The 24,274-nt window shown below is 53.4% G+C and carries 19 protein-coding genes; 17 read left to right on the top strand and 2 right to left on the bottom strand.

Going from position 1 to position 24,274, the window contains the following annotated elements; genetic code table 11:
* Position 1: 1 nt before the first annotated feature.
* Positions 2-871, bottom strand: coding sequence for a molybdate ABC transporter substrate-binding protein (gene modA, locus BN3277_RS12775; RefSeq protein ID WP_059043245.1), 870 nt, complete (start codon positions 869-871; stop codon positions 2-4).
* Between the two features lie 162 nt (positions 872-1,033).
* On the opposite strand from modA, the gene BN3277_RS12770 reads away from it, so the two are divergent.
* The 13 genes from BN3277_RS12770 (at position 1,034) to BN3277_RS12710 (ending at position 17,325) form a co-directional block, all read left to right on the top strand.
* Positions 1,034-2,023 carry a helix-turn-helix transcriptional regulator gene (locus tag BN3277_RS12770; protein ID WP_059043244.1) on the top strand — a complete coding sequence of 330 codons (990 nt, stop codon included), beginning with the start codon at positions 1,034-1,036 and terminating at the stop codon, positions 2,021-2,023.
* A gap of 175 nt (positions 2,024-2,198) precedes the next feature.
* Positions 2,199-3,620 carry a dynamin family protein gene (locus BN3277_RS26470; protein ID WP_059043243.1) on the top strand — a complete coding sequence of 474 codons (1,422 nt, stop codon included), beginning with the start codon at positions 2,199-2,201 and terminating at the stop codon, positions 3,618-3,620.
* Between the two features lie 102 nt (positions 3,621-3,722).
* Entirely contained in the window at positions 3,723-5,483 is a 1,761-nt protein-coding gene (locus BN3277_RS12760) for a dynamin family protein (protein ID WP_059043242.1), read from the top strand.
* Between the two features lie 262 nt (positions 5,484-5,745).
* On the top strand, positions 5,746-7,515 hold the full coding sequence (locus BN3277_RS12755) for an ABC transporter ATP-binding protein (protein ID WP_059043241.1): 1,770 nt from the start codon (positions 5,746-5,748) through the stop codon (positions 7,513-7,515).
* Positions 7,512-9,368: an ABC transporter ATP-binding protein gene (locus BN3277_RS12750; RefSeq protein ID WP_232436417.1), complete on the top strand. Its 1,857-nt coding sequence runs from the start codon at positions 7,512-7,514 to the stop codon at positions 9,366-9,368. Before BN3277_RS12755 ends, BN3277_RS12750 begins: the two co-directional genes overlap by 4 nt.
* A gap of 117 nt (positions 9,369-9,485) precedes the next feature.
* Positions 9,486-9,941: a GNAT family N-acetyltransferase gene (locus tag BN3277_RS12745; protein WP_059043240.1), complete on the top strand. Its 456-nt coding sequence runs from the start codon at positions 9,486-9,488 to the stop codon at positions 9,939-9,941.
* Between the two features lie 296 nt (positions 9,942-10,237).
* Complete coding sequence (locus tag BN3277_RS12740) at positions 10,238-11,452, top strand: branched-chain amino acid ABC transporter substrate-binding protein (RefSeq protein WP_059043238.1); 1,215 nt, start codon at positions 10,238-10,240, stop codon at positions 11,450-11,452.
* A gap of 38 nt (positions 11,453-11,490) precedes the next feature.
* Positions 11,491-12,474: a branched-chain amino acid ABC transporter permease gene (locus BN3277_RS12735; protein WP_059043236.1), complete on the top strand. Its 984-nt coding sequence runs from the start codon at positions 11,491-11,493 to the stop codon at positions 12,472-12,474.
* 10 nt (positions 12,475-12,484) lie between these two features.
* Entirely contained in the window at positions 12,485-13,780 is a 1,296-nt protein-coding gene (locus BN3277_RS12730) for a branched-chain amino acid ABC transporter permease (RefSeq protein ID WP_059043234.1), read from the top strand.
* Positions 13,777-14,577 carry an ABC transporter ATP-binding protein gene (locus BN3277_RS12725; RefSeq protein ID WP_059043232.1) on the top strand — a complete coding sequence of 267 codons (801 nt, stop codon included), beginning with the start codon at positions 13,777-13,779 and terminating at the stop codon, positions 14,575-14,577. Before BN3277_RS12730 ends, BN3277_RS12725 begins: the two co-directional genes overlap by 4 nt.
* Entirely contained in the window at positions 14,574-15,278 is a 705-nt protein-coding gene (locus BN3277_RS12720; RefSeq protein ID WP_059043230.1) for an ABC transporter ATP-binding protein, read from the top strand. Before BN3277_RS12725 ends, BN3277_RS12720 begins: the two co-directional genes overlap by 4 nt.
* Positions 15,279-15,281: 3 nt before the next feature.
* Entirely contained in the window at positions 15,282-16,253 is a 972-nt protein-coding gene (locus BN3277_RS12715) for a DMT family transporter (RefSeq protein ID WP_059043228.1), read from the top strand.
* A gap of 91 nt (positions 16,254-16,344) precedes the next feature.
* Positions 16,345-17,325, top strand: coding sequence for an alpha/beta hydrolase family protein (locus BN3277_RS12710; RefSeq protein ID WP_059043226.1), 981 nt, complete (start codon positions 16,345-16,347; stop codon positions 17,323-17,325).
* A gap of 253 nt (positions 17,326-17,578) precedes the next feature.
* Here BN3277_RS12710 and BN3277_RS12705 read toward each other — a convergent pair whose 3' ends face one another.
* A complete protein-coding gene (locus BN3277_RS12705) occupies positions 17,579-18,169 on the bottom strand; it encodes a hypothetical protein (RefSeq protein ID WP_059043224.1) in 591 nt (196 codons plus the stop codon).
* A 212-nt stretch (positions 18,170-18,381) separates the two neighbouring features.
* Here BN3277_RS12705 and BN3277_RS12700 point away from each other — a divergent pair, with 212 nt between their 5' ends.
* The 4 genes from BN3277_RS12700 (at position 18,382) to BN3277_RS12685 (ending at position 24,121) form a co-directional block, all read left to right on the top strand.
* Positions 18,382-20,049, top strand: a complete 1,668-nt coding sequence (locus BN3277_RS12700; RefSeq protein WP_059043222.1) for a response regulator — start codon at positions 18,382-18,384, stop codon at positions 20,047-20,049.
* Positions 20,046-21,836, top strand: coding sequence for a sensor histidine kinase (locus BN3277_RS12695; protein WP_059043220.1), 1,791 nt, complete (start codon positions 20,046-20,048; stop codon positions 21,834-21,836). Before BN3277_RS12700 ends, BN3277_RS12695 begins: the two co-directional genes overlap by 4 nt.
* Entirely contained in the window at positions 21,833-22,822 is a 990-nt protein-coding gene (locus BN3277_RS12690) for a substrate-binding domain-containing protein (RefSeq protein ID WP_059043218.1), read from the top strand. The genes BN3277_RS12695 and BN3277_RS12690 overlap by 4 nt, the downstream gene beginning before the upstream one ends.
* Positions 22,823-23,083: 261 nt before the next feature.
* Positions 23,084-24,121: a galactose ABC transporter substrate-binding protein gene (locus tag BN3277_RS12685; protein WP_059043217.1), complete on the top strand. Its 1,038-nt coding sequence runs from the start codon at positions 23,084-23,086 to the stop codon at positions 24,119-24,121.
* The last annotated feature ends 153 nt before the right edge of the window (positions 24,122-24,274 follow it).

Below are 24,274 nucleotides of genomic sequence, written 5' to 3'. Positions count from 1 at the left end.
ATCACTCCGCCGGGGTAAATCCATATTGGCTGAACACTTGCTTTGCTTGCTCGCTCAATAAGAATTCATAGAGAGCCTTGGCTTCAACCGGATGAACGGTGCTCTTCAGGACACCCATCGGGTATTCAATCGGGTCATGGCTTTCCGGCTCTGCGATCAGAGCCACCTTCACCTTGTCAGATTGGGCGGCATCGGTCGCGTAAACAAATCCGGCGTCGACGTTGCCGGTTTCTACATAGGACAACACCTGTTTGACGTCCTTCGTCAGCACCAGATGGGGTTGCAGTGGTTCCCAAAGCTGATGGGAAGTTAGGGTCTGCTGTGCGTACTTCCCGGCGGGCACCGATTCAGGTGTGCCAATCGCGATATCGCCGAGATTGGTTAAGTCTTCCATATCCAGTACCTTTACGGAACCGTCCGTTGGGACGACCAGCACCAGCTCATTGGTCAGCAGGTTGGTTCTCAGGTTGTGGTTAATGAGGTCTTTGTCAACCAGTGCATCCATCTGCTTGGTCCCTGCGGACAGGAACAAATCAGCCGGAGCGCCTTGTTCGATTTGCTGTTGAAGGGTTCCGGAGGCCGCGTAGTTAAATATAAGTTTCACATTGCTATGCTTGGCTTCAAATACAGTTTTGAGTTCATCGAGGCTTTCGGTTAAGCTGGCGGCGGCAGAAACGAGCAGTTCGACCTGCTCAGTTGGTTCGGATTGGTTCTCGGCCGTTGTTGGCGAAGGGTTCGCCGCTGTGCTGCTTTCGGCACTGACGGAGGGAGCCTTGTTGGAAGAGGCTGCGTTGCCCCCGCATCCGGCGGGTAAAAGCATGATAAGGGCTGTGAACAGCGCCAAAAAGGGCAGTTTCAATAATTTATGCATGGGTATCCCTCCTCAATTATATCTAATTATATCTAGATTATACGAAACATAACGATCTGCATAGATCCTTGGGGGAGTTTTCATTGAAAAAAAGGGGAATCCCCGGTAAGATGAGTCTAGTTGCATGAACTTTGGTGAAACGGATGAGGAGTACATCACATTATGACCGAACCGATCTCTTATACGGCAGAAGAAATCGCCAAGCTGTTGAAGGTGTCCAAGCTAACCGTTTACGACCTGATCAAAAAAGGGGAACTTCCCGCTTACCGAGTTGGCAAACAGATGCGGGTCGACTCCACCGACCTGGAAGCTTATAAGCAAAAAGCGAAAGGCGGGGCTGTATCGCCCGCTGCCGCCGGTATGCCGGTGTTTCAGGTTCCATACCCTGTACCGCCTCGTCCGGAAGAAGGCGGCATGGAAGCGCGGGACGGTGCGAGGACGCTGGTCATCACCGGTCAGGACCCCGGGCTTGATTTGTTGGCCAAAACGTTGGAATCCAAACTTCGTACGTGCCGTCCGCTACGGTCCTTTGCCAGCAGTATGGACAGTTTGGTGGCCATGTATAGCGGCTCTGCGGATATCGTTAGCACCCATCTCTACGACGGGGATACCGGGGAGTACAATTTACCGTACATTCGCAAGCTGTTTATTTCCCTTCCTTATATGGTGTTGAATTTTGCTACGCGCCGGGCCGGTTTTTACGTCAAGCAAGGCAACCCGCTGGGGATTCGAACCTGGGAGGACTTGGCTCGGTCCGGAATTCGGTTAATCAACCGGGAAAAAGGCTCGGGTGCCCGAGTCCTGCTGGACGAACAGTTGCGCAAGCACGGGATCACGCCGGCGACCATCGTCGGATACTCTCAAGAGGAAACCTCGCATATGGGGCTTGGGGGACGAATAGCCCTAGGCCAGGCGGATGTGGGGGTTGGCAGCGAACGTCCGGCCCGGATCGCCGGTTTGGAATTTGTTCCGCTCACCCTCGAGCGGGTGGATCTCGTTGTCCTCAACAAACCGGAAAACCGCGAGTGGATCGCCAAGCTGCGCGAAGCGCTGGAATCGACCGAGCTGCGCGGGGTACTGTCGTCGTTGGGCGACTATGACCTGTCGCTCACCGGTCAGGTGCTGGCCGATCGAGAGGCCGGGTTGTATTAGATGGTGTGGAATTGATGGTAGAACTGAACCGCCTCGTTGGGAGGCGGTTTTTGGTATGCCGCCGAACCCGGATGAACCGCGGCAAGGGAGCGTTTCCAAGCGCGCAGGGAAATGTTAAAATGTGAATAATAAAAATGAAACTGGATTTCGCAGCGTGGAAAACGGAGGGGCTAGGATGGATGGGACGATGACGGAAACGGAGCACACCTTGCAGGAGCGACTGCAGCGGCTGCGGGACCTGATGGATCGGGAAGGAGACCACACCGCGGCAGCGGAACTGCGGGAGGTTGGCGACAAGCTGGGACGGCGGGAATTGGTAGCTGCGTTTTGCGGCCATTTTTCGGCAGGAAAGTCGAGTCTGATTAATGCATTAAGCGGCAAGGCGGTGATGCCGGCCAGCCCGCTTCCCACCAGCGCGAACGTGGTGCTTATTCGGGAAGGGGAAGCGCGTGCGCTGCTGACGCCGGCGGATCCGACGAAAGCCAAGGTGGAAGTGCCGGTGGAGCAGGTCGCGGACTATTGCCGCAATGGGGAGGAATACGCCCGCGTAGAGCTGTGGGACCGAGTGAAACTGCCGCCCCGCGGCGGCGTTTTGCTGGATACGCCGGGGGTCGACTCCAATGACGCCGGCCATGCGATCGCCACGCATTCCGCGTTGCACTTGGCGGACGTCGTGTTTTATGTGATGGATTATAACCATGTGTCCTCGGAGACGAATTTAAGCTTTGCCAAATCGCTGAGCGATTACGGGAAGCCGGTTTATATGGTCGTGAATCAGATCGATAAGCACCGGGAAGCGGAGCTGGCCTTCGCGGACTATCAAGCGTCGGTCAGCCAAGCGTTTCGGGTATGGAATATTGCGGCTCAGGGGATTTTTTATATTTCTTTGAAACGGGAGGATGCGCCCGGGAACATGCTGCCTCAGTTGAAGCAGGTGATCCGCGACTTGTTTGGTCGTGGGGACGGTTTGCTGGAATACGGGGCTTATGCCTCAGCGTCTCAGTCGGTCGAAGGGTATTTGGTCCGGGCGTCCGAAGCGGAGCAGGCCCGGCGCGAGCGGCTTGAGGCAGAGGCGGGCGGCGAAACGGACATATCGGCGTTGGAGGAAGAGCTGCACCAACTGGAGGAGGTTGTTGGAACCTCGGGAGAGCAGGTGTGGGCGTCGCGAAGGTTGGAGTGGCTGCGCCGCATCGGGAGCCTGCTGGAGACGGCCCAACTGATGACACCGCCGCTGCGCGAGCTGGCCGGGCGTTTTCTGGAAAGTCGGGCGCCGGGATTTAAGGCGAAAGGCTGGTTCGCCGGTGGGAAGACGGAAGCGGAGAAGCAGGGGCGTCAAGCCGAGTTTCTCCAGGCGCTGGGGGAACAGGTTGAAGCGCAGCTAGATTGGCATGTACGTCAGGAGCTGCGGGCGATCGGCCAAGAGCTGGAGGTCTGGGGCGAAGCCTGGGAGCAACAGCTGGACGAGCGGCTGCCGAGGCCGGAGGAGGCGTGGATCACGGAGCCGCTTCCGGGCGGAGCGATGTTGTCCGGCGAGGCGACGCTGCATTACGCGGCGGCGGTTGGCGCGGGCATCGCCGCGCGCTTCCGCCGCGCGTGACTGGAGTTCAGACGTGTGCTCTTCCGAGCTGGAAAATCCTGATGATCCACTAGAAGATGTGTATAGGAGGCAGGGCCATATCCCCCCGGCGGCGTCTTCACCGTGGCGCTGTTCGGGGCGTTCAGCGCCGGTAAGTCGTCCTTCGCCAGCGCTTTGCTGGGCGAAGCCGTGCTGCCCGTCTCGCCGCATCCAACCACCGCGGCGATTATCCGCGTGATGGCGCCGTCCGGAGGCCAGCGCCATCACACGGCCGCCGTCAAGTTCAAAAGCGCCGAGGCGATCCGCGAAGACCTGGCCTATTCATTCCAAGCCCTTGGTTTGGGGGAATGGAAGGAAACGGCCTGGCTTGAGGTGGTGCGGCGCTTGAAACCCGAAGACGTTCCGGCGGCCGGCCGCGCTCATTACAGCTTCCTGAAAGCGGCGGAAGCGGGATGGGCAGGATCGGCCGAGCGGCTAGGTCAGGTGGAGATCGTGGAGGCGGAGCAGTTCCGCAGTTATGCTGCGAATGAAGCAAAAGCCTGCTTTGTGGCGGAGATCGATTTATATTACAGCTGTCCGTTGACCGAACAAGGCATCGTGCTTGTGGACACCCCGGGGGCGGATTCGATCCACGCTCGCCATACGGGAGTGACGTTCCAATATATGAAGGACTCCGATGCGATCATCTTTGTGACGTATTACAATCATGCCTTTTCGCGGGCCGATAAGCAGTTGTTAAGCCAGCTGGGCCGGATGAAGGGCAGCTTCGCTCTCGATAAAATGTTCTTCGTTGTGAATGCTGCCGATCTCGCTGCTTCGGAGGAAGAGTTAACTGCCGTCGTAGCGCATGTGCGGGACGGCCTTCGCACCGCAGGGATCCAGGAGCCCAATGTATTTGCGGTTTCCAGCATGCGGGCGATGGCCGCAGGGCGGGAGAATGCCGCGGATGACCCGGGGTTCTCTCTTTTCCGGCAGCGCTTCTCGGCTTTCCTGGAACACGATCTAGGGAACCTCGCAGTCTCCTCTGCGGCCGAAATGATGAAGCAGATGCGCGAACGGTTATTCAAATGGACGGAAGCAGCTGGACAAAACGCGGAAAACGCGGAGCAGCAGCTCGCCATTTTGCGCGGACGCCGGGATGTCTTTGAACGGGCTGTGACCGAGTTTGTCCAGGTCGATATCGGCCGGGAGTGGAGTCAGGAGAACGCCGAGCTGTTATTCCACGTTGTGCAGCGGGTCCGACTGCAGGCGCTGGAGCTGTTCGCCGAATTTTTCCACCCCTCCTTGCTGCAGGAGCATAACGGTCCGCTGAAACGCAATTTTACCGTCGCTATGCGCGGTTGGTTGGATCAAATCTCGGGCGAACTGGAGCGCGAGCTGCTCGCCACCACGCTGCGCTTGGAGCGCAAAGCAGAGGCGTTGCTTCGCCGCGAGGCGGAAACCTGGTGCCGCCGGCATGAGGCGGCTCTGGAAATGCCGCTCAGCTATTCAAACGCGGAATCGAGCTGGAATACGCCGGAGATCCCCGAGGGTCTGCTGGACGGCGGAACGCTGACGCCGGAGACCTACTGGCCCTTCTTTAAGAATCCGAAGGCGTTTTTTGAAGGAGGCGGCCGTTTGCAACTGCGGGCGAAGCTTGAGGAGCCGCTGCTTGCCAAGCTGAAGGAGATCATAGAAAGTATGGAGACGTTTTTCCGGGAGCATTATGAGCGGGAAATCGCGCTTCGCAAGGAGCAAACCGCCGAAACGTTCCGCGGGCTGTGGGCGGAATGGGAGCAGAGCATCCAGGGCTCCAAAGCCTCCCCGGAGGAGCTGGCGCATTGGAAGAGCATCCTGAATCAAATCGGGCGGGATGTGGAGGAAATGGAAGCTTTTTATGAATAATAAGCAGGTTTAACCGGAGATCAAGGCCTAATATTCCGAATTTAGGGGATATTAGGCTTTTCTTCGCTTTGCCGCGGGAAAATCCTGATGATACACTGCAAGGAGCTAAGGCCATGAAAGCGCATGCTTCCAGGCTGTGACAGGTTTCGCGGCGTTCAGACACTCCCCTCTGCCCCTTCATCCAAAACGTCCGAAATCATTGGTCATTGGTTTATGACGGTTGTCCAAGTTTATTTCAACAAACGGGTGTAGGAGGAGTGACATGGAGGTTCTCAGGCAACTTCGGGGATATTACCAGGCGAGGCTGAACTACTTGGTATTGTCGATTTTATGTTTGGCGGCGGCCACCGGGCTGGGCTTGGTTTATCCGATGCTGCTGCGCAAGCTGATCGACGATGTGATTCGGCCGGGGAATTACGGAGAGGTGGTATGGATAGCCGCGACGGCGGTTTCCGTTGTAGCTGTGAAGGCGCTGCTGCAGTTTCTTCACGGTTTTTTTGGCGGAAGGCTGGGGAACTATCTAGCGTACCGGCTGCGCAATGCGTGCTACGAAAAACTGCAGTTCTTATCGTTCCGCTATTACGATACGGCCAAAACCGGGGATTTAATGTCGCGATTAACCGGGGATTTGGAAGCGATCCGCAACTTCGTGGGGTTTGGCTTCGCTCAGCTGTTAAATCTTATCCTGATGGTGACATTTGGATCGGCGGTGATGTTCTCCATTCACTGGCAGCTCACTTTGGTGACGATGATTACGATTCCTTTCCTGGCCGGCGTCGCCCTTAAATTCGAGTCCAAAATCCATCCGGCGTTCCAGGAAATGCGTCAGGCGCTCAGCTCCTTGACGACCGCGGTACAGGAGAACGTGACCGGCGTGCGGACTGTCAAATCGTTTGCTCGGGAGCCGCATGAGGTCGAGAAGTTCTCGCATCGCAACGAGCGCTACAAGGATAATCAGATTTTTGCGGCGACGTTATGGAGCCGGTTCTTTCCGGTGATGGAGCTGCTGGCTTCCATCAGCGTGGCGGTACTGCTGTCGGTAGGCGGGACGCTGGTGATTAAGGGGCAGTTGTCGCTTGGCGATCTGGTCGCCTTTTTCAGCTTAATCTGGTTTATCATCGGCCCGATGTGGGGCTTAGGCTTCCATATTAACAACTATACGCAATCCAAGGCGTCCGGGGAACGGGTGCTGGAGATTTTGAATCAGCCGATCGACGTGAAGGACGAAGCGCAAGCGGTGGAGCTTCACCCCGAACAGGTTCGCGGCGATGTCCGGTTCGAGCGCGTTACGTTTGCTTATGGGAACAAAATGCCGGCGGTGGTCGACATCGATTTCCATGCCCCGCCCGGCTCCGTGATCGGTTTTCTCGGCGGCACGGGCTCCGGCAAATCAACGATGATCCAGCTGTTGATGCGTGCGTACGACGTGAATAAAGGCCATATCCGTCTCGACGGTAAAGACATCCGCGAGCTCAGCGTGCGCAGCCTGCGCAGTCAAATCGCCACGGTGTTTCAAGAGACGTTCCTGTTCTCGTCGACCATTAAGGGCAATATTGCTTACGGGATGACCAACGTATCTATGGAGGAGATTATCCGCGCCGCCCAATTGGCTAAGGCGCACGAATTTATCATGGAATTGCCGGAAGGTTATGATACGGTGGTCGGCGAACGGGGACTTGGTTTATCCGGCGGGCAGAAGCAGAGGATCGCCATCGCCCGCGCCTTGCTCAAGAACCCGAAAATCCTGATCCTGGACGACGCCACCAGCGCGGTGGACATGGAGACCGAGCAGGAGATCCAAGCCGGCTTTCAGGAGGTCATGCGGGGCCGAACGACGTTTATTATCGCCCATCGGATCTCTTCGCTCCGTCATGCAGACGAAATCCTCGTCTTAAACGAAGGGCGGGTCGTTCAACGCGGGAAACATGAGGAGTTGATTGAAGCCTCGGGTCCATACCAGGACGTGTATCGTATCCAATATGCAGACCATCTGGACGGAACGGTCCGGCGTAAAGGGGAGGGGAACGCATGAATACGCAAACTACAACCCGGCCGAAGCCGGCGTCCGGTAAGGAGACCCCCCGCGGAAGCATCGAGGAGCGCTTCGTCTATCAAGATGACGAGATCATGGATAAGGCGTTTGATTGGCAGCAATTCCGTCGGCTTTTTGCTTATATGATCCCCTATGCCAAACAGATGTTGCCCTTGATCATCCTGATGACGGTACTTGGGACAGTGACGAAGCTGGCCGTGCCTTATTTGACGAGTTTGGCGATCGACCGGGCTATTGTGCCGGAGAACGGTCAAACGAGCTTAACGCTGCTTTATGGCATTACTGCTGCTGTCCTCGTGCTGTACCTGATCCAATGGATCTCGGGCGTATACCGAATCAAATACACGAATATCGTCGGCCAGAAGGTCATCTATGATTTGCGCGCCGATTTGTTTCAGCATATCCAGAAGCTCTCGTTTAACTTCTTTGACAAACGTCCGGCCGGCTCGGTGCTGGTGCGGGTTACGAATGATATTAACTCGCTGCAGGAGCTGTTTACCAATGGCGTCGTCAACCTGATGATCGACTGCGTACAGCTGGCCGGGATCGTTGTTATTTTGCTGCTGATTAACTGGAAGCTGGGGCTTGCGGTGATGATTACCGTCCCCATTATGTTCCTGATCTCCACTAAACTGCGGCAAAAAATCCGGATGGCTTGGCAGGAGGTCCGCATGAAGAACTCGCGGATTAACTCCCATCTCAACGAATCGATTCAGGGCATTCGCGTAACTCAGGCTTACACGCAAGAGCGGGAAAATATGCGTTACTTCGATTCGATGAACCTAAGCAGCAAGAAATCATGGGATAAAGCTTCTGCGATGAACCAGGGGTTTGGCCCCTTAATCGAAATCACCGGGGGCATCGGTACGTTTGTGCTGTTTGTGCTCGGCGTTTACCTCATTCAGTCGGGGGAGTTGACCATCGGCCTGCTGGTAGCCTTCAGTAACTACGTGGGCAACTTCTGGGATCCGATCAACCGCCTTGGTCAAATGTATAACCAGCTGTTGGTGGCGATGGCTTCGTCAGAGCGGATCTTTGAATTTATTGACGAGGAGCCGAATATTGCCGATAAACCGGGAGCGAAGCCGCTGCCGGCGATTACGGGAGCGATTCGCTTTAACCGGGTGGTCTTTGAATATGAACAAGGCCGTCCCGCCCTAAAAGGGATCGATCTGGACGTGAAAGCCGGCCAATCGATTGCGCTTGTCGGCCATACGGGCTCGGGAAAAAGCACGATCATCAATCTGCTCAGCCGTTTTTACGATCCCAGTGGCGGCTCGGTTGTCATCGATAGCCATGACATTCGCGACGTCACCGTCCAAAGCCTCCGCAGCCAAATTGGCGTCGTGCTGCAGGATACGTTTATATTCTCGGGAACGATCCGGGATAATATCCGATTCGGCCGGTTGGACGCAACGGATGAAGAAGTAGAGGCGGCGGCTAAGGCGGTGGATGCCCACGATTTTATTATGAAGCTGCCTAACGGCTATGGTACAGAGGTGGAGGAGCGAGGTAATGTGCTGTCAATGGGGCAACGCCAGTTGCTATCGTTTGCCCGCGCGTTGCTGGCGAATCCAAGAATTCTCATCCTCGACGAGGCTACGGCTAGCATCGATACGGAGACCGAACTCAAGATTCAGGAGGCGTTGAAGGTGCTGTTGAAGGGGAGAACGTCTTTTATCGTAGCTCACCGTCTCTCTACCATCCGAAGCGCCGACAAAATCATCGTGTTGGATCATGGGGAGATCAAAGAATCGGGCACTCACCGGGAATTGATGGAACAAAAGGGAATCTATTGCGGCTTAGTTGAAGCTCAATTTCGGTATTTGTAACTTTTTATCGAAAAATATTTAGATTTTTAACTAGAACTATTGCAATCTTGCTCGTAAAGCCGGAAAATAGAATGGGATTTGTGAATTGGCAAATTTATTAAAGGTGGTTTGGTCCAATTGAGTATTGAGGCGTTAGCTCCGGCTTTGGTCATTCGCAACGGTTGTTGCGACGATGTTCAACACATGCTTCCTTTAATGCGTCAACTGCGCTATCCGATGACGGCAAGCGTGCTGAAGGAACGTTTAGCGATGCTGGAAGGCCAGCTGTTGCTAGGTAATCTGGTGGCGGAACTTGACGGCGTAGTCATTGCGACGGCTTTCCTGAAGCAGCATCAGACGCATGATATGAGTAAACCGGTTACCCGGATTACGGCATTGGTCGTTGACGAGAAACACCGCGGCACGGGGATCGGGAGACGGTTGATCGAAGAAGCGGAGAAGTGGGCCCGTGAACGGGGCAGCACGGATCTGGTGTTATCCACGGCCCGCGAGAACCATCTGTCCGCCAAAACGTTTTATGAGCATTGCGGCTTCAGTTGTACTGGCTACCGAATGAATAAGCCGGTAAGTTAACCTAATAAATAGACCTTAATGGCAAACTGCGATGGAAGCTCCGCCCTGATGAAGGGCGGGGCTTTTTTGTGTTTCAACGGGAAGGTGGAGTCGTCCCGCAAAATATTTTTAAGAACCTAACTAGAGATGAAGTAGGAAATTGTAGTTTTACGTAGTCGATGGGGTAAGGTGATTTCAAATGTCACGAATACTAACATAAAAGAGTTTAAAGTGCAGTTAATGTTATGTAAAGTGACTCGTACATAACACCAAGCGGGGCAAAGCCCTAGAAAAAGATCGATCTGAGGAGGATGTGTATGAAGGGGAAAAAAAGATTTGCATGGCTTGCTAGTATTTGTTTATTGCTGGGTTTGCTCTCGGCGTGTAATTCGTCCGGCGGTGAGGCAAAACCAGCGAATGGGGATACCGCAGGGGCAGGCGACAAACTCACGGTGATCAAAATTGCATCGCAATCCCCGCTATCCGGGGGCTCGGCTATTCAGGGGGAATCGATCAAGCTCGGCGGGCAGATGGCGCTGGAAGAGCGTCAAGCCGAATTTAAGGATCTGGGATTTGACCTGCAGTTCGTGCCTTACGACGATCAAGGCGACTCAAAGAAAGGTGTGGCTAACTCCGAATTGATCGGCGCCGATCAAGCGATACTGGCGGTTCTTGGGCATTTGAACTCCGGGGTATCGATTCCGAGCTCCGTGGTGTACGAGAAATACGGGATTCCAATGGTCTCCCCGGCCAGCACGGCGACCGACTTCACCGACCGGAAGCTGAAGGCGGCCAACCGGATTGTCGCCCGCGACGACTTCCAGGGACCGGCGGGTGCCGAATATGCCGTGAAGACGGTGGGAGCGAAAAATATTTTCGTCATCCAGGATAAAACGGCTTACGGGCAAGGGTTGGCCGACGCGTTCCGCAGTGCCGCCGAGGAATTGGGCGCGACCATCTCCGGGTACGAGGGGATCACGGTAGGGGAGAAAGACTTTAACGGTGTATTGAATCAGGTGCTCAGCAAGAAGCCGGACTTTATCTTCTTTGGCGGGATGTATGCCGAGGCGGGGCTGATCGTCAAACAAGCACGCGAAAAAGGCATCACAGTACCAATCATGGGCGGGGATGCGTTGGATTCCTCGGGGATGGTAGACATCGCCGGCGACAAGTTAACCGAAGTGGCGTACAGCTCCGTGTCTACGGACGTCACGAAGTCCAACAAGGATTGGGCGGACAAATATCAAGAGAAGTTTGGCAAATCCGTCGAGAACTACTCGGCATATGCTTATGATTCGATGAATGTCATCTTAAACGCAGTGAAAAAAGCAATCGAAGACAACGGCGGCAAGCTGCCGACGCGCGAGCAGGTCCGCGATGTGGTCCGGGCAACAACCGATTTTGAAGGGATCGCCACGAAGGTTAGCTTTGACGACAAAGGCGATAACGAATATGCCAAGGTCTTCATTTATAAATTTGATTCACCAACCTACCCTGGCACGATGGTATCGGAAATCGAACAGCCGAAATAATTAGACTTTCGGCAATAACGCAGAAGGGGTATGGACTTATGGAGATGATCCTGCAAACACTCCCCCAGGTCTTGGTGGACGGATTAACTTTAGGCGCCGTCTATGCGGTGGTGGCTATCGGCTATACGATGGTATACGGCATTCTTGAATTTATCAATTTTGCGCATGGGGAAATTTTTATGACCGGCGCATTCGTGGGTACGGCGGCCTTGCTGACGATGAACTCGGCAGGATGGCTGACCGGGTTGCCCGCCGGGCTCGCCTACTTCCTCATCCTGGCGACGGCGATGCTGTCAACCGGGTTGTTGGGGATCGGCATCGAGCGGGTGGCGTATCGCCCGCTCCGCCGGGCTCCCAAGCTCATCTCATTGATCTCGGCGATCGGGGTGTCCTTCCTGCTGCAGGACATCGTTCGATTTATCGCCGATATCCGGACGGGGAATTTCATCGTCACCGGTATTTCCTTGTACGGCGAGAATCTGAAGCTGGGCGCATCCTTCGTATGGAGCGGGTTTGACGATGCTTTTTTGAAGACGAATACGATCATCGTTGTGGCGGTGGCTGTCGTCCTCATGGTGGGGCTTGATTTTTTCGTGAATCGCACCAAATGGGGAACCGCCATGCGGGCTGTAGCCCAGGACCGGGAGACGGCATCGCTGATGTCGATTAACGTCAATAAGGTGATCGCGCTGACTTTCTTTATTGGATCGGCGCTGGGGGGCGGGACCGGCGTCCTGTTCGCCCAGCAGTATGGAACCATTGATCCGTATATCGGGTTCATTTTGGGAATGAAAGCTTTCACCGCTGCGGTTCTCGGCGGCATCGGCAATATCCGGGGCGCCATGTTTGGCGGGTTGTTTATCGGCGTGCTGGAAATGTTCTCGTCTGCGAACCTGTCCGTCATCACCGGCGGCGCGTTGGGCGGGGAGTATAAAGACGTTGTCGCTTTTCTGATCCTGATCGCGGTGTTGATCTTCAAGCCGGAAGGGTTGTTTGGTAAAGCCGTGAAAGAGAAAGTGTAGGTGAGCTGCCATGAATCAACTAAAGCTCTGGCTGGGGCGAAGCCAACCCGCCCAAGCCTTGTTGTTAACGCTGTTTGTCCTTGTTACGGCGGCCAGCGTATATTTTTCGAATAAGTCGGTCGTTGCCTTTCTGCTCTTACTCGGATCCTTGCTGCTGCTCTATTTGACGACCTTCCAAACCCCGATCAAATGGGGGATTGGTGCGGTGCTGTTGCTGCTGGTCATTCCGTTTGCGACCTCCGGCGGCCCGGCCCATCAGTCGTATATGGAAGTCGCCACGCAGTGCGGTATTTATATCGCGATGGCGTTAGGGCTTAACATCGTAGTTGGATTCGCTGGACTGCTCGACCTTGGTTTCGTAGCGTTCTTTGCGGTTGGAGCGTATACGTATGCGATCTTTGCCACGCCGCAGGCGAACGAGTTTATCTCCGGCCAACTGTTCCCGTTGCCCGGAGGAGCGTTCTGGATCTTTATCGTGCTGGGCGGCTTTATGGCTGCGTTGTTTGGGTTGCTGCTTGGTTTGCCGGTCCTTCGGGTCAAGGGCGACTATTTGGCGATCGTCACGCTAGGCTTCGGGGAAATTATCCGGATTATCTTTAACAATCTCGATAAACCGGTGAATATTACGAACGGGGCAATGGGGTTGTCTTCGATCCAACCGCCGAACTTGTTTGGCTTGTCCTTTACGTTTCCCAACCAGTTTTATTTTATCGTCCTTTTTATTTTGGCGATCGTTATTTTCAGCGTGAAACGGTTGGAGCATTCCCGTCTAGGGCGGGCCTGGAAGGCGATTCGGGAGAACGAGATCGCCGCGCAATCGATGGGCATCCCGCTCATCCGCACCAAACTGAGCGCTTTTGCCATCGGCGCTTCTTTTTCTGGGATGATGGGGGTGGTGTTTGCGGCGAAGCAAACGTTTATCGATCCAACCAGCTTTACGCTGCTCGAATCGATTACGATTCTCGTGATGGTGCTGCTGGGCGGCATGGGCAGCGTGCCCGGCGTCATTCTTGGTGCGGCTTTGGTGACGCTCCTGAACTTGCAGGTGCTGACGGAACTCACCAACTGGCTAAACCAGTTAACCCTGCAAGGGGTGATTCATATTCCCAGCTCGATCTCGCCCTCCAAGATGCAGCGTTTGATATTCGGGGCGATTCTGGTGCTTGTCGCCATCTTCAGGCCCAACGGCCTGATCACCGCCAAGAATAAGAAGGTCGATGCCGAGCGGCTGAAGGCGCAGTCTTCGGGCAAGGCGTTACCCGTGATGCCGCCGGCGAAGCAACAAAGCGGAGGTGTAGGTCAATGACGATTCTCAAGGTCAGCAAGCTGGTGAAGCGCTTTGGCGGCTTAACGGCGGTTGGGGGCGTTGACTTTGCGTTTCCGCGCGGCAAAATCTCCGCGGTGATCGGTCCCAACGGGGCCGGAAAAACGACGTTTTTTAATATGATTACCGGTATTTATATGCCGGACGAAGGTACGATTGAACTCGACGGAACGTCCATCGTAGGCGTTAAACCCCATCAAATCGTTAGTTTGGGAATTGCCCGGACTTTTCAGAACATCCGCTTGTTTGGCAGTATGACCGTATTGGAAAATGTGATGGTCGGCATGCACATCCACCTGAAGGCGGGAATCGTCGGCACGTTGCTCTCGCTGCCACCCGCTCGCCATGAGGAGGAGATGGTGCATCAGGAAGCTTACCGTTTGCTGGAGTTCGTTGGGCTGCAAGAGCTGCTGAACGAACAGGCGGCGAGTCTGCCGTACGGCGCGCAGCGGCGGCTCGAAATCGCCCGGGCGTTGGCGGCCAAGCCGAAGGTGCTCCTCCTGGACGAACCGGCTGCGGGGATGAACCCGCGCGAGACGGTTGAGTTGATTGATTTAATTCGGCGAATCCAGGAGGAAACGGGGATGACCATCATCCTGATCGAGCATGACATGAAGCTGGTGATGGAACTGTCCGAGCATATCCTGGTGTTGGATTATGGCACGAAAATCGCAGAAGGCGGGCCGGACCATATTCGTTCTCACCCCAAAGTGATTGAGGCTTACCTGGGGAAAAGCGCCGTTCATGGCGAAACCGTCCAAATTGAGGTGATTTCATGAGCTTGCTGGAACTGAACGGCGTTCACGCCTACTATGGGGCAATTGAGGCTTTAAAAGGGGTCACCTTAACCGTGGAGGAAGGAGAGATCGTTTCGTTGATCGGCTCCAATGGGGCCGGAAAATCCACAACGTTGAAGGCGATTTGCGGTCAAGTGAACACGACCGGTACCATTCGCTTTAACGGCACTGAGATGTCAAGTTTGCCGCCGCACCAAGCGGCGCTGGAGGGAATTGCGCATGTACCGGAGGGACGGCGGATTTTCCCGCGGTTGACGGTGAAGGAGAACCTGGAGATGGGCGCTTTTTCCGTGGGGGACAAAAAAGTAATCAAACAGCGGATGGAGAGGGTGTTCGACCATTTCCCGCGCCTCCGGGAGCGGCTAACGCAAACAGGCGGGACCATGAGCGGCGGAGAGCAGCAAATGCTGGCCATCGGCCGGGCGATGATGATGCAGCCGAGGATCTTATTGCTGGACGAACCGTCGATGGGGCTCGCCCCGATTATCGTCGAGCAGATTTTCGAGATTATCCAGCAGTTGAACCGCGAGGGGATGACCGTACTGCTCGTTGAGCAAAACGCTTTTCAAGCCTTGCAAATTGCTCACCGCGGCTATGTGATGCAAACCGGAGAAATCTTGATGGAGGACCAGGCCGAATTGCTGCTCGCCAACGAGCTGGTTAAGGAAGCTTATTTGGCTTAACCCATGCGCCCGATATTGTATGGTTTGTTGGCTTCCTTGTTCTTCTCCTCGACGTTTGTACTTAACCAGACGATGAAATGGTCAGGGGGAGACTGGTTGTACACAGCTTCCCTGCGTTTCTTGTTTATGATTCCGCTGCTGCTTGGCGTCGTTGCGATTCGGGGGAAGTGGAGGCCGTTATGGGCGGAGATGCGCAGGCGGCCCTGGGCCTGGATCGGATGGAGCTTCATCGGTTTTGGGGTGATGTACGTTCCCGTTTGTATTGCGGCGGAATATGAACCTGGCTGGCTGATCGCCGGCACGTGGCAAACCACAATTGTGGCCGGCCTGTTGGTAGCGCCGGCTTTTCGTTCAACTCGCATGACACCGGCAGGCCCGGTCAAGATTCGGGAACGGATCCAATGGAAAGGGCTAGGGGTGTCTAGCCTCATCCTGCTAGGCGTATTTATCATGCAGTTTAGCCAGGCTCACGCCCTATCGGGGCGGGATCTTCTGCTTGGCGCGCTGCCTGTGGTAATTGCAGCTTTCGCTTATCCGCTCGGCAACCGCAAAATGATGGCGATTTGCGAAGGACGGCTGGATGCGTACCAGCGAGTCCTCGGGATGGCTTTGGCTACTCTGCCGCTCTGGTTGCTGCTGACGGCAATCGCCTTTTGGCGCAGCAGCCCGCCTAGCGCGGGTCAGGCCAGCCAAGCGCTGGCGGTGGCCGTTTGTTCCGGCTTGATCGCGACCGTGTTGTTTTTTGCCGCTACGGATATGGCCAAAGGCTCCCCGCATCGTTTGGCGGCGGTAGAAGCAACGCAAGCCGGTGAAGTTGTTTTTGCAACGATCGGCGAGCTGCTATTATTGCCGGTTCCGAGACCTTCGGCTGTGTCCATGCTCGGCATGGCTCTGGTTATCGGCGGGATGGTCCTACATAGTCTATTATCTCAAAAGAAGGTACCCATTCCGGAGGAGGTTCCGTTTACAGGATAGGTCTATGCCTATCCTATTTTTGTGGGTTAAGATACATATATAACCATTTATGATGCTGTTGACTGTATTAGGGAATCGGGGGGGCCGATAAGTGAAGGGATTTGAAAGAAGTAGAAGAAGGGGAGTTTTGCGAGATTCGTTTGCGTTCGTATTGATTCTTATTCTTGTCGCGATGTCCGGATGTAATGCTCGAGAGACACAGGTAAATAAAGTAGAAGTCTTATCCAAAGAATTAATAAAGTTGCCCGGACAAAATCCCAATATTCGTATCTACAAAATGTTTTATAGGAGTGACAATATCAAAGTTCTAGCCTATCTAACCGTTCCCAAGGCACGGGGGAAATATCCCTTGGTGGTTTCTCTTCATGGGGGATACGCTTGGGAACGTAAAGAGTTGTCTCATTATAACTATGGCTTCACGCTCGGGTTTAAATATTTTAGCGACCAAGTGGTAGGTTTGTTTCCCCTTTATCGCGGATATATGGAAAGTGATGGCCATGTGCAGGGAATTGCGGAGAATAAGAGAGATGCGGAAAATGCAATACAAGCGGCGATATCCACTGGAAGAGTAATACCGAATTCGATTTACCTGCTCGGCTCATCGATGGGAGGTGGTGTGGCTTTGAGATTGGCTTCTGAACGGCAGGATGTCAAAGCGGTTGTTGCGATAAGTCCGTTTGTGGGCTGGGATGCAACGATACGCTGGTTAGATGAGCATTCGGACGTGACATCCCCGGCGATAGTAGAGGAGCACAGGGAACTGTCGTATTATGTTAGATTTAGATATATTAATGGTCATGAGAAATCCAAAGGGGACTATACAATTCTGGACCGAATTCCACATATACAAGCCCCTGTTCTGCTGCTGCAGGGTACTGGCGATAAGAACTTAATTTGGCAAACCGTTCAATTATTTGCGGATGAAATGGAGAAGGCAGGTAAAACCGTAAAGCTTGTGGTATACCCCGAGGGTCAGCATGGATTAGAGGATAAGTACATTGATCAGAGGAATCAAGAAATGAATCAATGGCTGCAACAGTATGGTGCCCCCAAACCCTTTATCGTCGAATAGATAGATGTCCGACCAAACAAAATAACGCCACAAAATCACCTTATCCGCCTGGAAATTTCGAAAAACGGCAGAATAGGGTGATTTTTTAGTCTTAATTCGGTCCTAAACCGTCTATTGGGGCCTTTTTGGATCAAATAAGGTGATTCCATCCCTCTATTCATCAAAAATAGCGTTATTTCCACCCCATAAGGTGAAGAAATAACGCTATCTGAACGCGATCGATCTCATCGGGAAGTCCGCTTCATCATCCAGCTTAATTCGCGGCATAATATCGGCTTTGCTCATACGCTAATGCCGTTCGGCGTGAATAGCAATACTGTTCGCGGTAGGTTTCGAGACGCCCGCGGAATTCAAGCTGGAGATGCGAGCAGCCGCAGAGATCGGACGGGGTTGTTAATCCCGCGGATTTCTCTAGAAGGTTAACGCCAGCTTCCTGAAATACGCGGCTGACGAACTCGGAACAGAAGTAGGAGTTCTCTCCGCCAAGCTCCATATTTAAGATCACGCCCAAGAGGCCCAGAAAGTTATAATTGTAAAGTTCGCCGTTATCTTCAAAGGTTTTCACAAAATTTCTCATGCGCATGTAGTTCTCCGCACTAACCTTATAGCTGTACACCGCGCAGGTCGCTTTCTTGAAGACCCCGCAGTGAATGTCTTCCTTAACGAAGCCGCCAAAGATCGGAATAAACGGGTGTTTCCGCCCGAAGCTGTAGACCTCCCGCAGCTCAGGATCAAACGCGATGGATGCGTGATTATAAGGCGCACGGGTATATAAACCGATCATTTTAGCTACTATTGTCTTCGGATTGCTGAGCAGAACATAAATTTTCATTTCATTGTTCATAAATTCGACCACCATTTAGAGTTGATGATAGTTCCTTTGGATAATAACATGGTACTTGGTTTATGGGAATCCCAAAACGGACTGAAGGCGGAAAATAAACTGGACTAAGGTCTTGGTTCTTTTCGGCTTCTCCGTGTGATCTGCGATTTACATTTGCGGACCGATACGTTAAAATCGGGGGGAATTCAGGCATAGAAGAGGATGGTCCATCGATGTATAAGTTGATATTGGCCGATGACGAAGAGGACGTACGGGAAGGCTTGCTCAGCCTGATCGACTGGGAAAGTCTCGGTTACACCGTTATGGAGACGGCGGAGAACGGCAAGGAAGCGGCCGAGTTGATAGAGAAGCATACGCCGGACGTCGTCGTGACGGATATTCAAATGCCGTTTATGAATGGCTTGCAACTCTCCGAATGGATTCGCGAGCAATATCCTGCAACAAAAATCATTATTTTGACCGGGTACGAGGAGTTTGAATATGCACAGAAAGCCATCCGTCTGGGCATCGACGAATATGTGTTGAAACCGTTTTCGGCAGGGGAGCTGGCTGAGATCTTGCGTAAAGTCAAAATGCAACTCGACGAAGAGATGGCCGAAAAGGAGAACGTGCAACTGTTAACTGAGCATTACCGCAAAAATCTGCCGATTCTGCAAAGCCTGTTTTTGTCTTCACTGGTGTCCCGCCGGCTGCAGGAAGCGGAAATCCAAGAGAAATGCGAGCATTATGATCTGGACCTGAGCGGCGATCGTTACCTGGTTTCCGTCATTCGAATCGATTCTGCGGGGGCAAGCCTGCGAAAACCGACCGAAAGCGGAGACTCTGGGAAAGGGTTGACGTCCGTCTCCTTGAAGGATACCAATGACACGCAGTTGCAGTTATTTGCTGTCTTTAATATCGCTGAGGAAATCGTTCGGCTTCATCCGGGAGATCGGGTATTCATCCATCATGACGAGGTTGTGGTCCTCAGCATCGTAAATGCGGACAAGCAGGAGCAACTGGCTGACCGTACGCTGCAATTAGTAGAAGAGATTCGTTTTAGCGTGGAGCGGTTCCTCAAGCTGACCGTGACGATTGGTGCCGGCTCAGAGGTGGATCGTCTCAGCGAGCTCGCCGGCTCCTATGGGGAAGCGATTAAGGCTCTGGATTACCGTGTGATTCTCGGCGGCAATAAAGTGATCTGGATCGAAGACGTCGAGTCGCGGCAAACCGTGCCGTTGTCGATGGACGAGCTGAAGGAGAAGGAGCTAATCCGTTGCCTGAAGGTCGGCAGCGACCAGGAACTGATCCAACTGCTGGAGGAACTGTTCTCGGCATTAACCGACAGCAAGGCATCCTACCAGGATTTCCAGGTGTACCTGCTGGAGATGTTAACCTCGGTAATCAAGGTGGCCAAGGATATTCACGTCGACCTCGATACATTGTTTGGCGAAGAAGCCGGATTCCTGAGTCAATTCGTTAAATTTTCGCATGCTGATGAAGCCAAAGCCTGGTTCTTGGATATCTGCATGAAGCTGAAGCACTCCATCGCCTCCGAACGGCAATCCAGCTATAACCAATTGGTAGATGAAGCGAAGGAATATATTTTGGCAAATTACAGTGACAACGACATCTCCATCGCCAAGGTATGCCAGCATCTACATATCAGTACCGGATACTTCAGCAACATCTTTAAGAAAGAAACGAAAACCACCTTCGTTAACTATTTGATGGGCGTACGGATGGATGCAGCGCAGGATTTGCTTGCGACAACGGATCTGAAAGCTTTTGAAATCGCCGAGCGCGTCGGGTTTGCCGATCCAAACTACTTCAGCTTTTGCTTCCGCAAAAAATTCGGCATCTCCCCGAAAGAATATCGCACCGGAGTTCGAGGCTCATGAAGCCGTGGCGCTCCTTCAAACGGTTGGTTCAAGGGTTCCATGTGCGCAACATCCAAGTGCTGATCTCCTTGTCCTCGATCGCCGTGACCGTTCTTGCAGTCGTGCTGGTCAGTACCTTGCTATACAACCGCTTCTCGCGCGCCGCGGAAGAGAATGCCTACCTAAGCCTGGAGCAGATCATTGAACAGGTGCATTCCAACCTGGAGCTGTACGTTAGCGGGATGCAGGACATTTTTGACTTGGTGGAGCAAAAAATCGCAGCGGTTCCCGATCTTCCCACCAACGACCAGTTGGGGGAGCAGTTGGAGACCGTGCTCAATACGCGCGAAGACCTCGTTTCAATGGCGCTGTTCACCGAAGACGGAAAGCTGGTGCGTAACGTGCCTTCGCTGTCGATGCGGCAAAACACGCGGCTGCAGGAGCAATTATGGTTTGAATCCGCGATGGGGAAACCCGGGAAATTGCAGTTTACTCCACCGCACATCCAGAACCTGTTCAAATGGCAGTACCGTTGGGTCGTCTCAATGAGCAAGACCGTGACCTACCGGGATCATGGAAAGCTGAAGCAAGGCGTATTGGTGATCGACATTAACTTCCGCACCATCGACGAGTTAAGCGGACGAATCAGTTTGGGCAAAAAAGGGTACGTCTACATCATCGACGCCGTGGGGAACATCGTGTACCATCCGCAGCAACAGCTGATTTATGCCGGACTAAAGTACGAGAATCTGGAGCCGGTGCTCAACTATGCGTACGGGCGTTATTTTGACGAGTCGGATGGGGAGCAGCGGATCATCACGATCCAGACGGTGAAGCCAGCCGAATGGAAGATCGTTGGGGTGGCCTATGCGGATGAGTTTTTGACGACTAAAAGGGAGCTTGGCGACTTTTTATCCTGGTTCCTGCCCTTGGCGATCGCTATCATCCTGGTCATCAGCATTTATGTGTCCGCTCGAATCTCGCAGCCGATCCGCAAGCTCGAACGCTCCGTACAAATGGTAGAGCGCGGGGACTTCGGGACGAACGTCTACGTTAGCGGTGCCTATGAAGTTGAGCAGCTGTCCAAGCGGTTTAACCTGATGTTACGCCGCATTCGCGAGTTGATGGATCAGATCATCCAGGAGCAAGAGGCTAAGCGCAAAAGCGAGCTGGATGTCTTGCAGTCGCAGATAAATCCGCATTTCCTCTATAATACGTTGAATTCGGTCACCCGGCTGGCCGAGTTGGGCCGGAACGAAGAGGTTGTGAAGACCATTACGTCGTTGTCGCGTTTTTTCCGAATCAGCTTAAGCAAGGGGAAACATGTGATCAGCGTACAGGACGAGCTCGAGCATGTACGCCATTATTTGATCATTCAAACGATCCGGTTCAAAAACAAGTTTCGGTACGAGATCGAAGCCGATGAGGCCGCGCTGAAATGTACGACCTTAAAGCTGATTTTGCAGCCGCTCGTCGAAAATGCGATCCATCATGGCATCGAAACATCGGCCGAGCAGGGCTTTATCTATGTCGAGGCTCGCTTAGAGGGAGAGCATCTCATCTTCCGCATCCGGGATAACGGCATTGGAATGACGACGGATACGGTCGAAAAGTTATTCCGCGGGACTCTCCGCAGCGAAAGCGGGTCGGGCGTAGGCGTCCGCAACGTACAGGAGCGTATCGAATTGTATTATGGCGCCGGCTACGGGCTGCATTTCGATAGCGAGCCGGAGGAAGGGACCACAGTGACGATCACCATCCCGGCTGTGCGGCCGGAAATTCAGGAACAAGGCGGGGAAGAGGAATGAAGCGGTTGACGAAGGGTGTGAAGCCAGCTTGTTTGCTGTTGACCGTTGCACTGCTCATTACGCTGCTGTCCTCCTGCAGCCGCCCCGGAGCCAGAGGTGACGATCATCAAGTTACCGACGTGGATATGATCGTCAAGATGGACCGGGGGGATTACTGGAAGACGACCAAGCTGGGGGCGGAGGTTGCAGCCAAGGAGTTTAATGTGCGATTGAATTTTTTGGCGCCGGAGAGCGAAAACGATGTTGAAGGGCAGATCCTCTTAATGGAAGAGTCGATTAAACGGCGTCCCGACGCCATCATCTTGGCAGCTACCGATTATGAAGCATTGGGTCAAGTGACGGACCGAACCTCCTATTACGATATTCCGGTCATTTCGATGGATTCGGAGGTCGCCTCGACCAAGGTGAAAACCTTCGTGGGTACCAATAACTACGAGGCCGGGCAGAAAGCGGCTGAACGGCTGGTTGAGTTAACCGGGCCGGAAAGCGATATCGGAATCATCAATTTCGTGAAAGGAGCTCGGAACGCAAACCAACGCGAGGAAGGGTTCCTCGATTATATCGCCCGTTTTTCCGGTGTCCATGTCGTGGATATTCAATACTGCGGTTCGGACGAGAACCTTGCCTATAGCCTGACGGCGGACATGTTGGAGCGTTACCCGGACCTGGACGGCATCGTGTCGCTCAGCGCTGAATCATCGATCGGGGCAGGGCGCGCCGTTGACGAGTTGGGTTACGGCGGTAAAGTGAAGATGATCGCCTTCGACAACCCGCCGGAAATGCTGGAGCTTCTGCAGGAGGAGAAGGTGCAGGCGATGGTCGTGCAAAACCCGTTCAACAACGGTTATATGGCGGTTGCCGCCGCCGTTCAGGCTGCCCGCGGGGAGAAGCTTGAGGATCGAATCCCGACAGATACGAAGTTGATCGACCTGAACAATATGTTATGGCCGGAAAACCAGAAGCTGTTGTTCCCGTTTGTGAAATAACATCCGCGAGGCGTGTTTTTTATAGTCTAGGCTGTGACGAGCGGACAGCAAGTCGTTTCCGGAGCATCCGGAAAGCTTGCTGTTTTGTCGTTTTTCGAGTCGGCTGGAGAAATCGGTATAGAAATTATCAGATGGACATCATCAGAATTTTGATAGAAACACCTTAGAATTTTGGATTCGCAATCTACCTAAAACGATGCATAATGAAAACGTATCCAAGAGGATAACTCACAGAAATACATTATTCAGGAGGTCAAAGATATGAAGAAGTTGACAACAGTCATGCTGGCTGCAGCGATGCTTGGGGCGACCATGGTCGGATGCTCTAACGGCGGGGATAAAGAGAGCAGCGGAGGAAACGCAGGATCAACTCCAAGCGTAGGCGTGGCGATTTACAAATTCGACGATACGTTCATGACGGGCGTACGGAACTCGATTGAGAAGAACGCAAGTGGGATCGCTAAGGTGGATATCGTCGACAGCCAAAACTCTCAACCAACGCAAAACGATAAAATTGACTTGTTCATTACGAAGAAAACCAACGCGTTGATCGTAAACCCGGTTGACCGTACAGCAGCAGGCGTCATTATCGATAAAGCTCAAGCCAAAGATACGCCGGTTGTGTTCCTGAACCGCGAACCGCTGCCGGAAGATATGAAGAAATGGGATAAAGTCTACTACGTTGGTGCGAAAGCCGAAGAATCCGGTACGCTGTCCGGACAAATCGTAGTTGACTACTGGAAAGCTCATCCGGAAGCCGACAAAAACGGCGACGGCGTTCTGCAATACGTCATGCTGAAAGGCGAACCTGGACACCAAGACGCCGAGCTGCGTACGCAATATTCGATCCAAGCGATTGAAGATGCCGGCATCAAGGTGGAAAAGGTGGCAGAAGACACCGCCATGTGGGATCGCGTAAAAGGTCAAGAGAAAATGGCGGCCTTCCTGGCTGCAAACGGCGACAAAATCGAAGCCGTGCTTGCCAATAACGATGACATGGCTCTCGGCGCAATCGAAGCTTTGAAAGCTGCCGGATACTTCACAGGCGACAAATATATGCCGGTTGTAGGCGTTGACGCCACGGCGCCAGCTCTCCAAGCTTTGGAGCAAGGCACAATGCTGGGTACAGTACTGAACGATGCTGAAAACCAAGGGAAAGCAGCGGTTACTCTGGCTTCCTTACTGGCCAAAGGCGAAGCAATCAGCAAAGACAGCGTAGGTTTCGACATTACCGACAACCAATATGTTTGGATTCCTTACCAAAAAGTAACGAAGGAAAACGCTGCTGACTTTAAATAAGAGCACGGCAATCAGGTAATCAGCAGGACTTCTCATATTCGCAAGGACTAAATGGGAGGTTCGATGCCGAAGGGTACGGACCTCCCGGTTTTTTCGCAGGGATAGGAACACCGGAGGAAACCATGCTGTGCCTCTAAAGTGAAAGAAATGATC

This window comes from Paenibacillus rubinfantis, from assembly GCF_001486505.1.
GTDB classification, from domain to species: Bacteria; Bacillota; Bacilli; order Paenibacillales; family Paenibacillaceae; genus Fontibacillus; species Fontibacillus rubinfantis.
Note: the sequence above shows the minus strand (reverse complement) of the source record. Positions and strands in the feature narration are given on the sequence as shown.

Coding starts and splice junctions, on each gene's coding strand:
- BN3277_RS12690 (WP_059043218.1), top strand. CDS start 21,833: ATGAAGCGGTTGACGAAGGGTGTGAAGCCAGCTTGTTTGCTGTTGACC.
- modA (WP_059043245.1), bottom strand. CDS start 871: ATGCATAAATTATTGAAACTGCCCTTTTTGGCGCTGTTCACAGCCCTT.
- BN3277_RS12755 (WP_059043241.1), top strand. CDS start 5,746: ATGGAGGTTCTCAGGCAACTTCGGGGATATTACCAGGCGAGGCTGAAC.
- BN3277_RS12730 (WP_059043234.1), top strand. CDS start 12,485: ATGAATCAACTAAAGCTCTGGCTGGGGCGAAGCCAACCCGCCCAAGCC.
- BN3277_RS26470 (WP_059043243.1), top strand. CDS start 2,199: ATGGATGGGACGATGACGGAAACGGAGCACACCTTGCAGGAGCGACTG.
- BN3277_RS12720 (WP_059043230.1), top strand. CDS start 14,574: ATGAGCTTGCTGGAACTGAACGGCGTTCACGCCTACTATGGGGCAATT.
- BN3277_RS12770 (WP_059043244.1), top strand. CDS start 1,034: ATGACCGAACCGATCTCTTATACGGCAGAAGAAATCGCCAAGCTGTTG.
- BN3277_RS12705 (WP_059043224.1), bottom strand. CDS start 18,169: ATGAACAATGAAATGAAAATTTATGTTCTGCTCAGCAATCCGAAGACA.
- BN3277_RS12700 (WP_059043222.1), top strand. CDS start 18,382: ATGTATAAGTTGATATTGGCCGATGACGAAGAGGACGTACGGGAAGGC.
- BN3277_RS12725 (WP_059043232.1), top strand. CDS start 13,777: ATGACGATTCTCAAGGTCAGCAAGCTGGTGAAGCGCTTTGGCGGCTTA.
- BN3277_RS12695 (WP_059043220.1), top strand. CDS start 20,046: ATGAAGCCGTGGCGCTCCTTCAAACGGTTGGTTCAAGGGTTCCATGTG.
- BN3277_RS12740 (WP_059043238.1), top strand. CDS start 10,238: ATGAAGGGGAAAAAAAGATTTGCATGGCTTGCTAGTATTTGTTTATTG.
- BN3277_RS12685 (WP_059043217.1), top strand. CDS start 23,084: ATGAAGAAGTTGACAACAGTCATGCTGGCTGCAGCGATGCTTGGGGCG.
- BN3277_RS12715 (WP_059043228.1), top strand. CDS start 15,282: ATGCGCCCGATATTGTATGGTTTGTTGGCTTCCTTGTTCTTCTCCTCG.
- BN3277_RS12735 (WP_059043236.1), top strand. CDS start 11,491: ATGGAGATGATCCTGCAAACACTCCCCCAGGTCTTGGTGGACGGATTA.
- BN3277_RS12750 (WP_232436417.1), top strand. CDS start 7,512: ATGAATACGCAAACTACAACCCGGCCGAAGCCGGCGTCCGGTAAGGAG.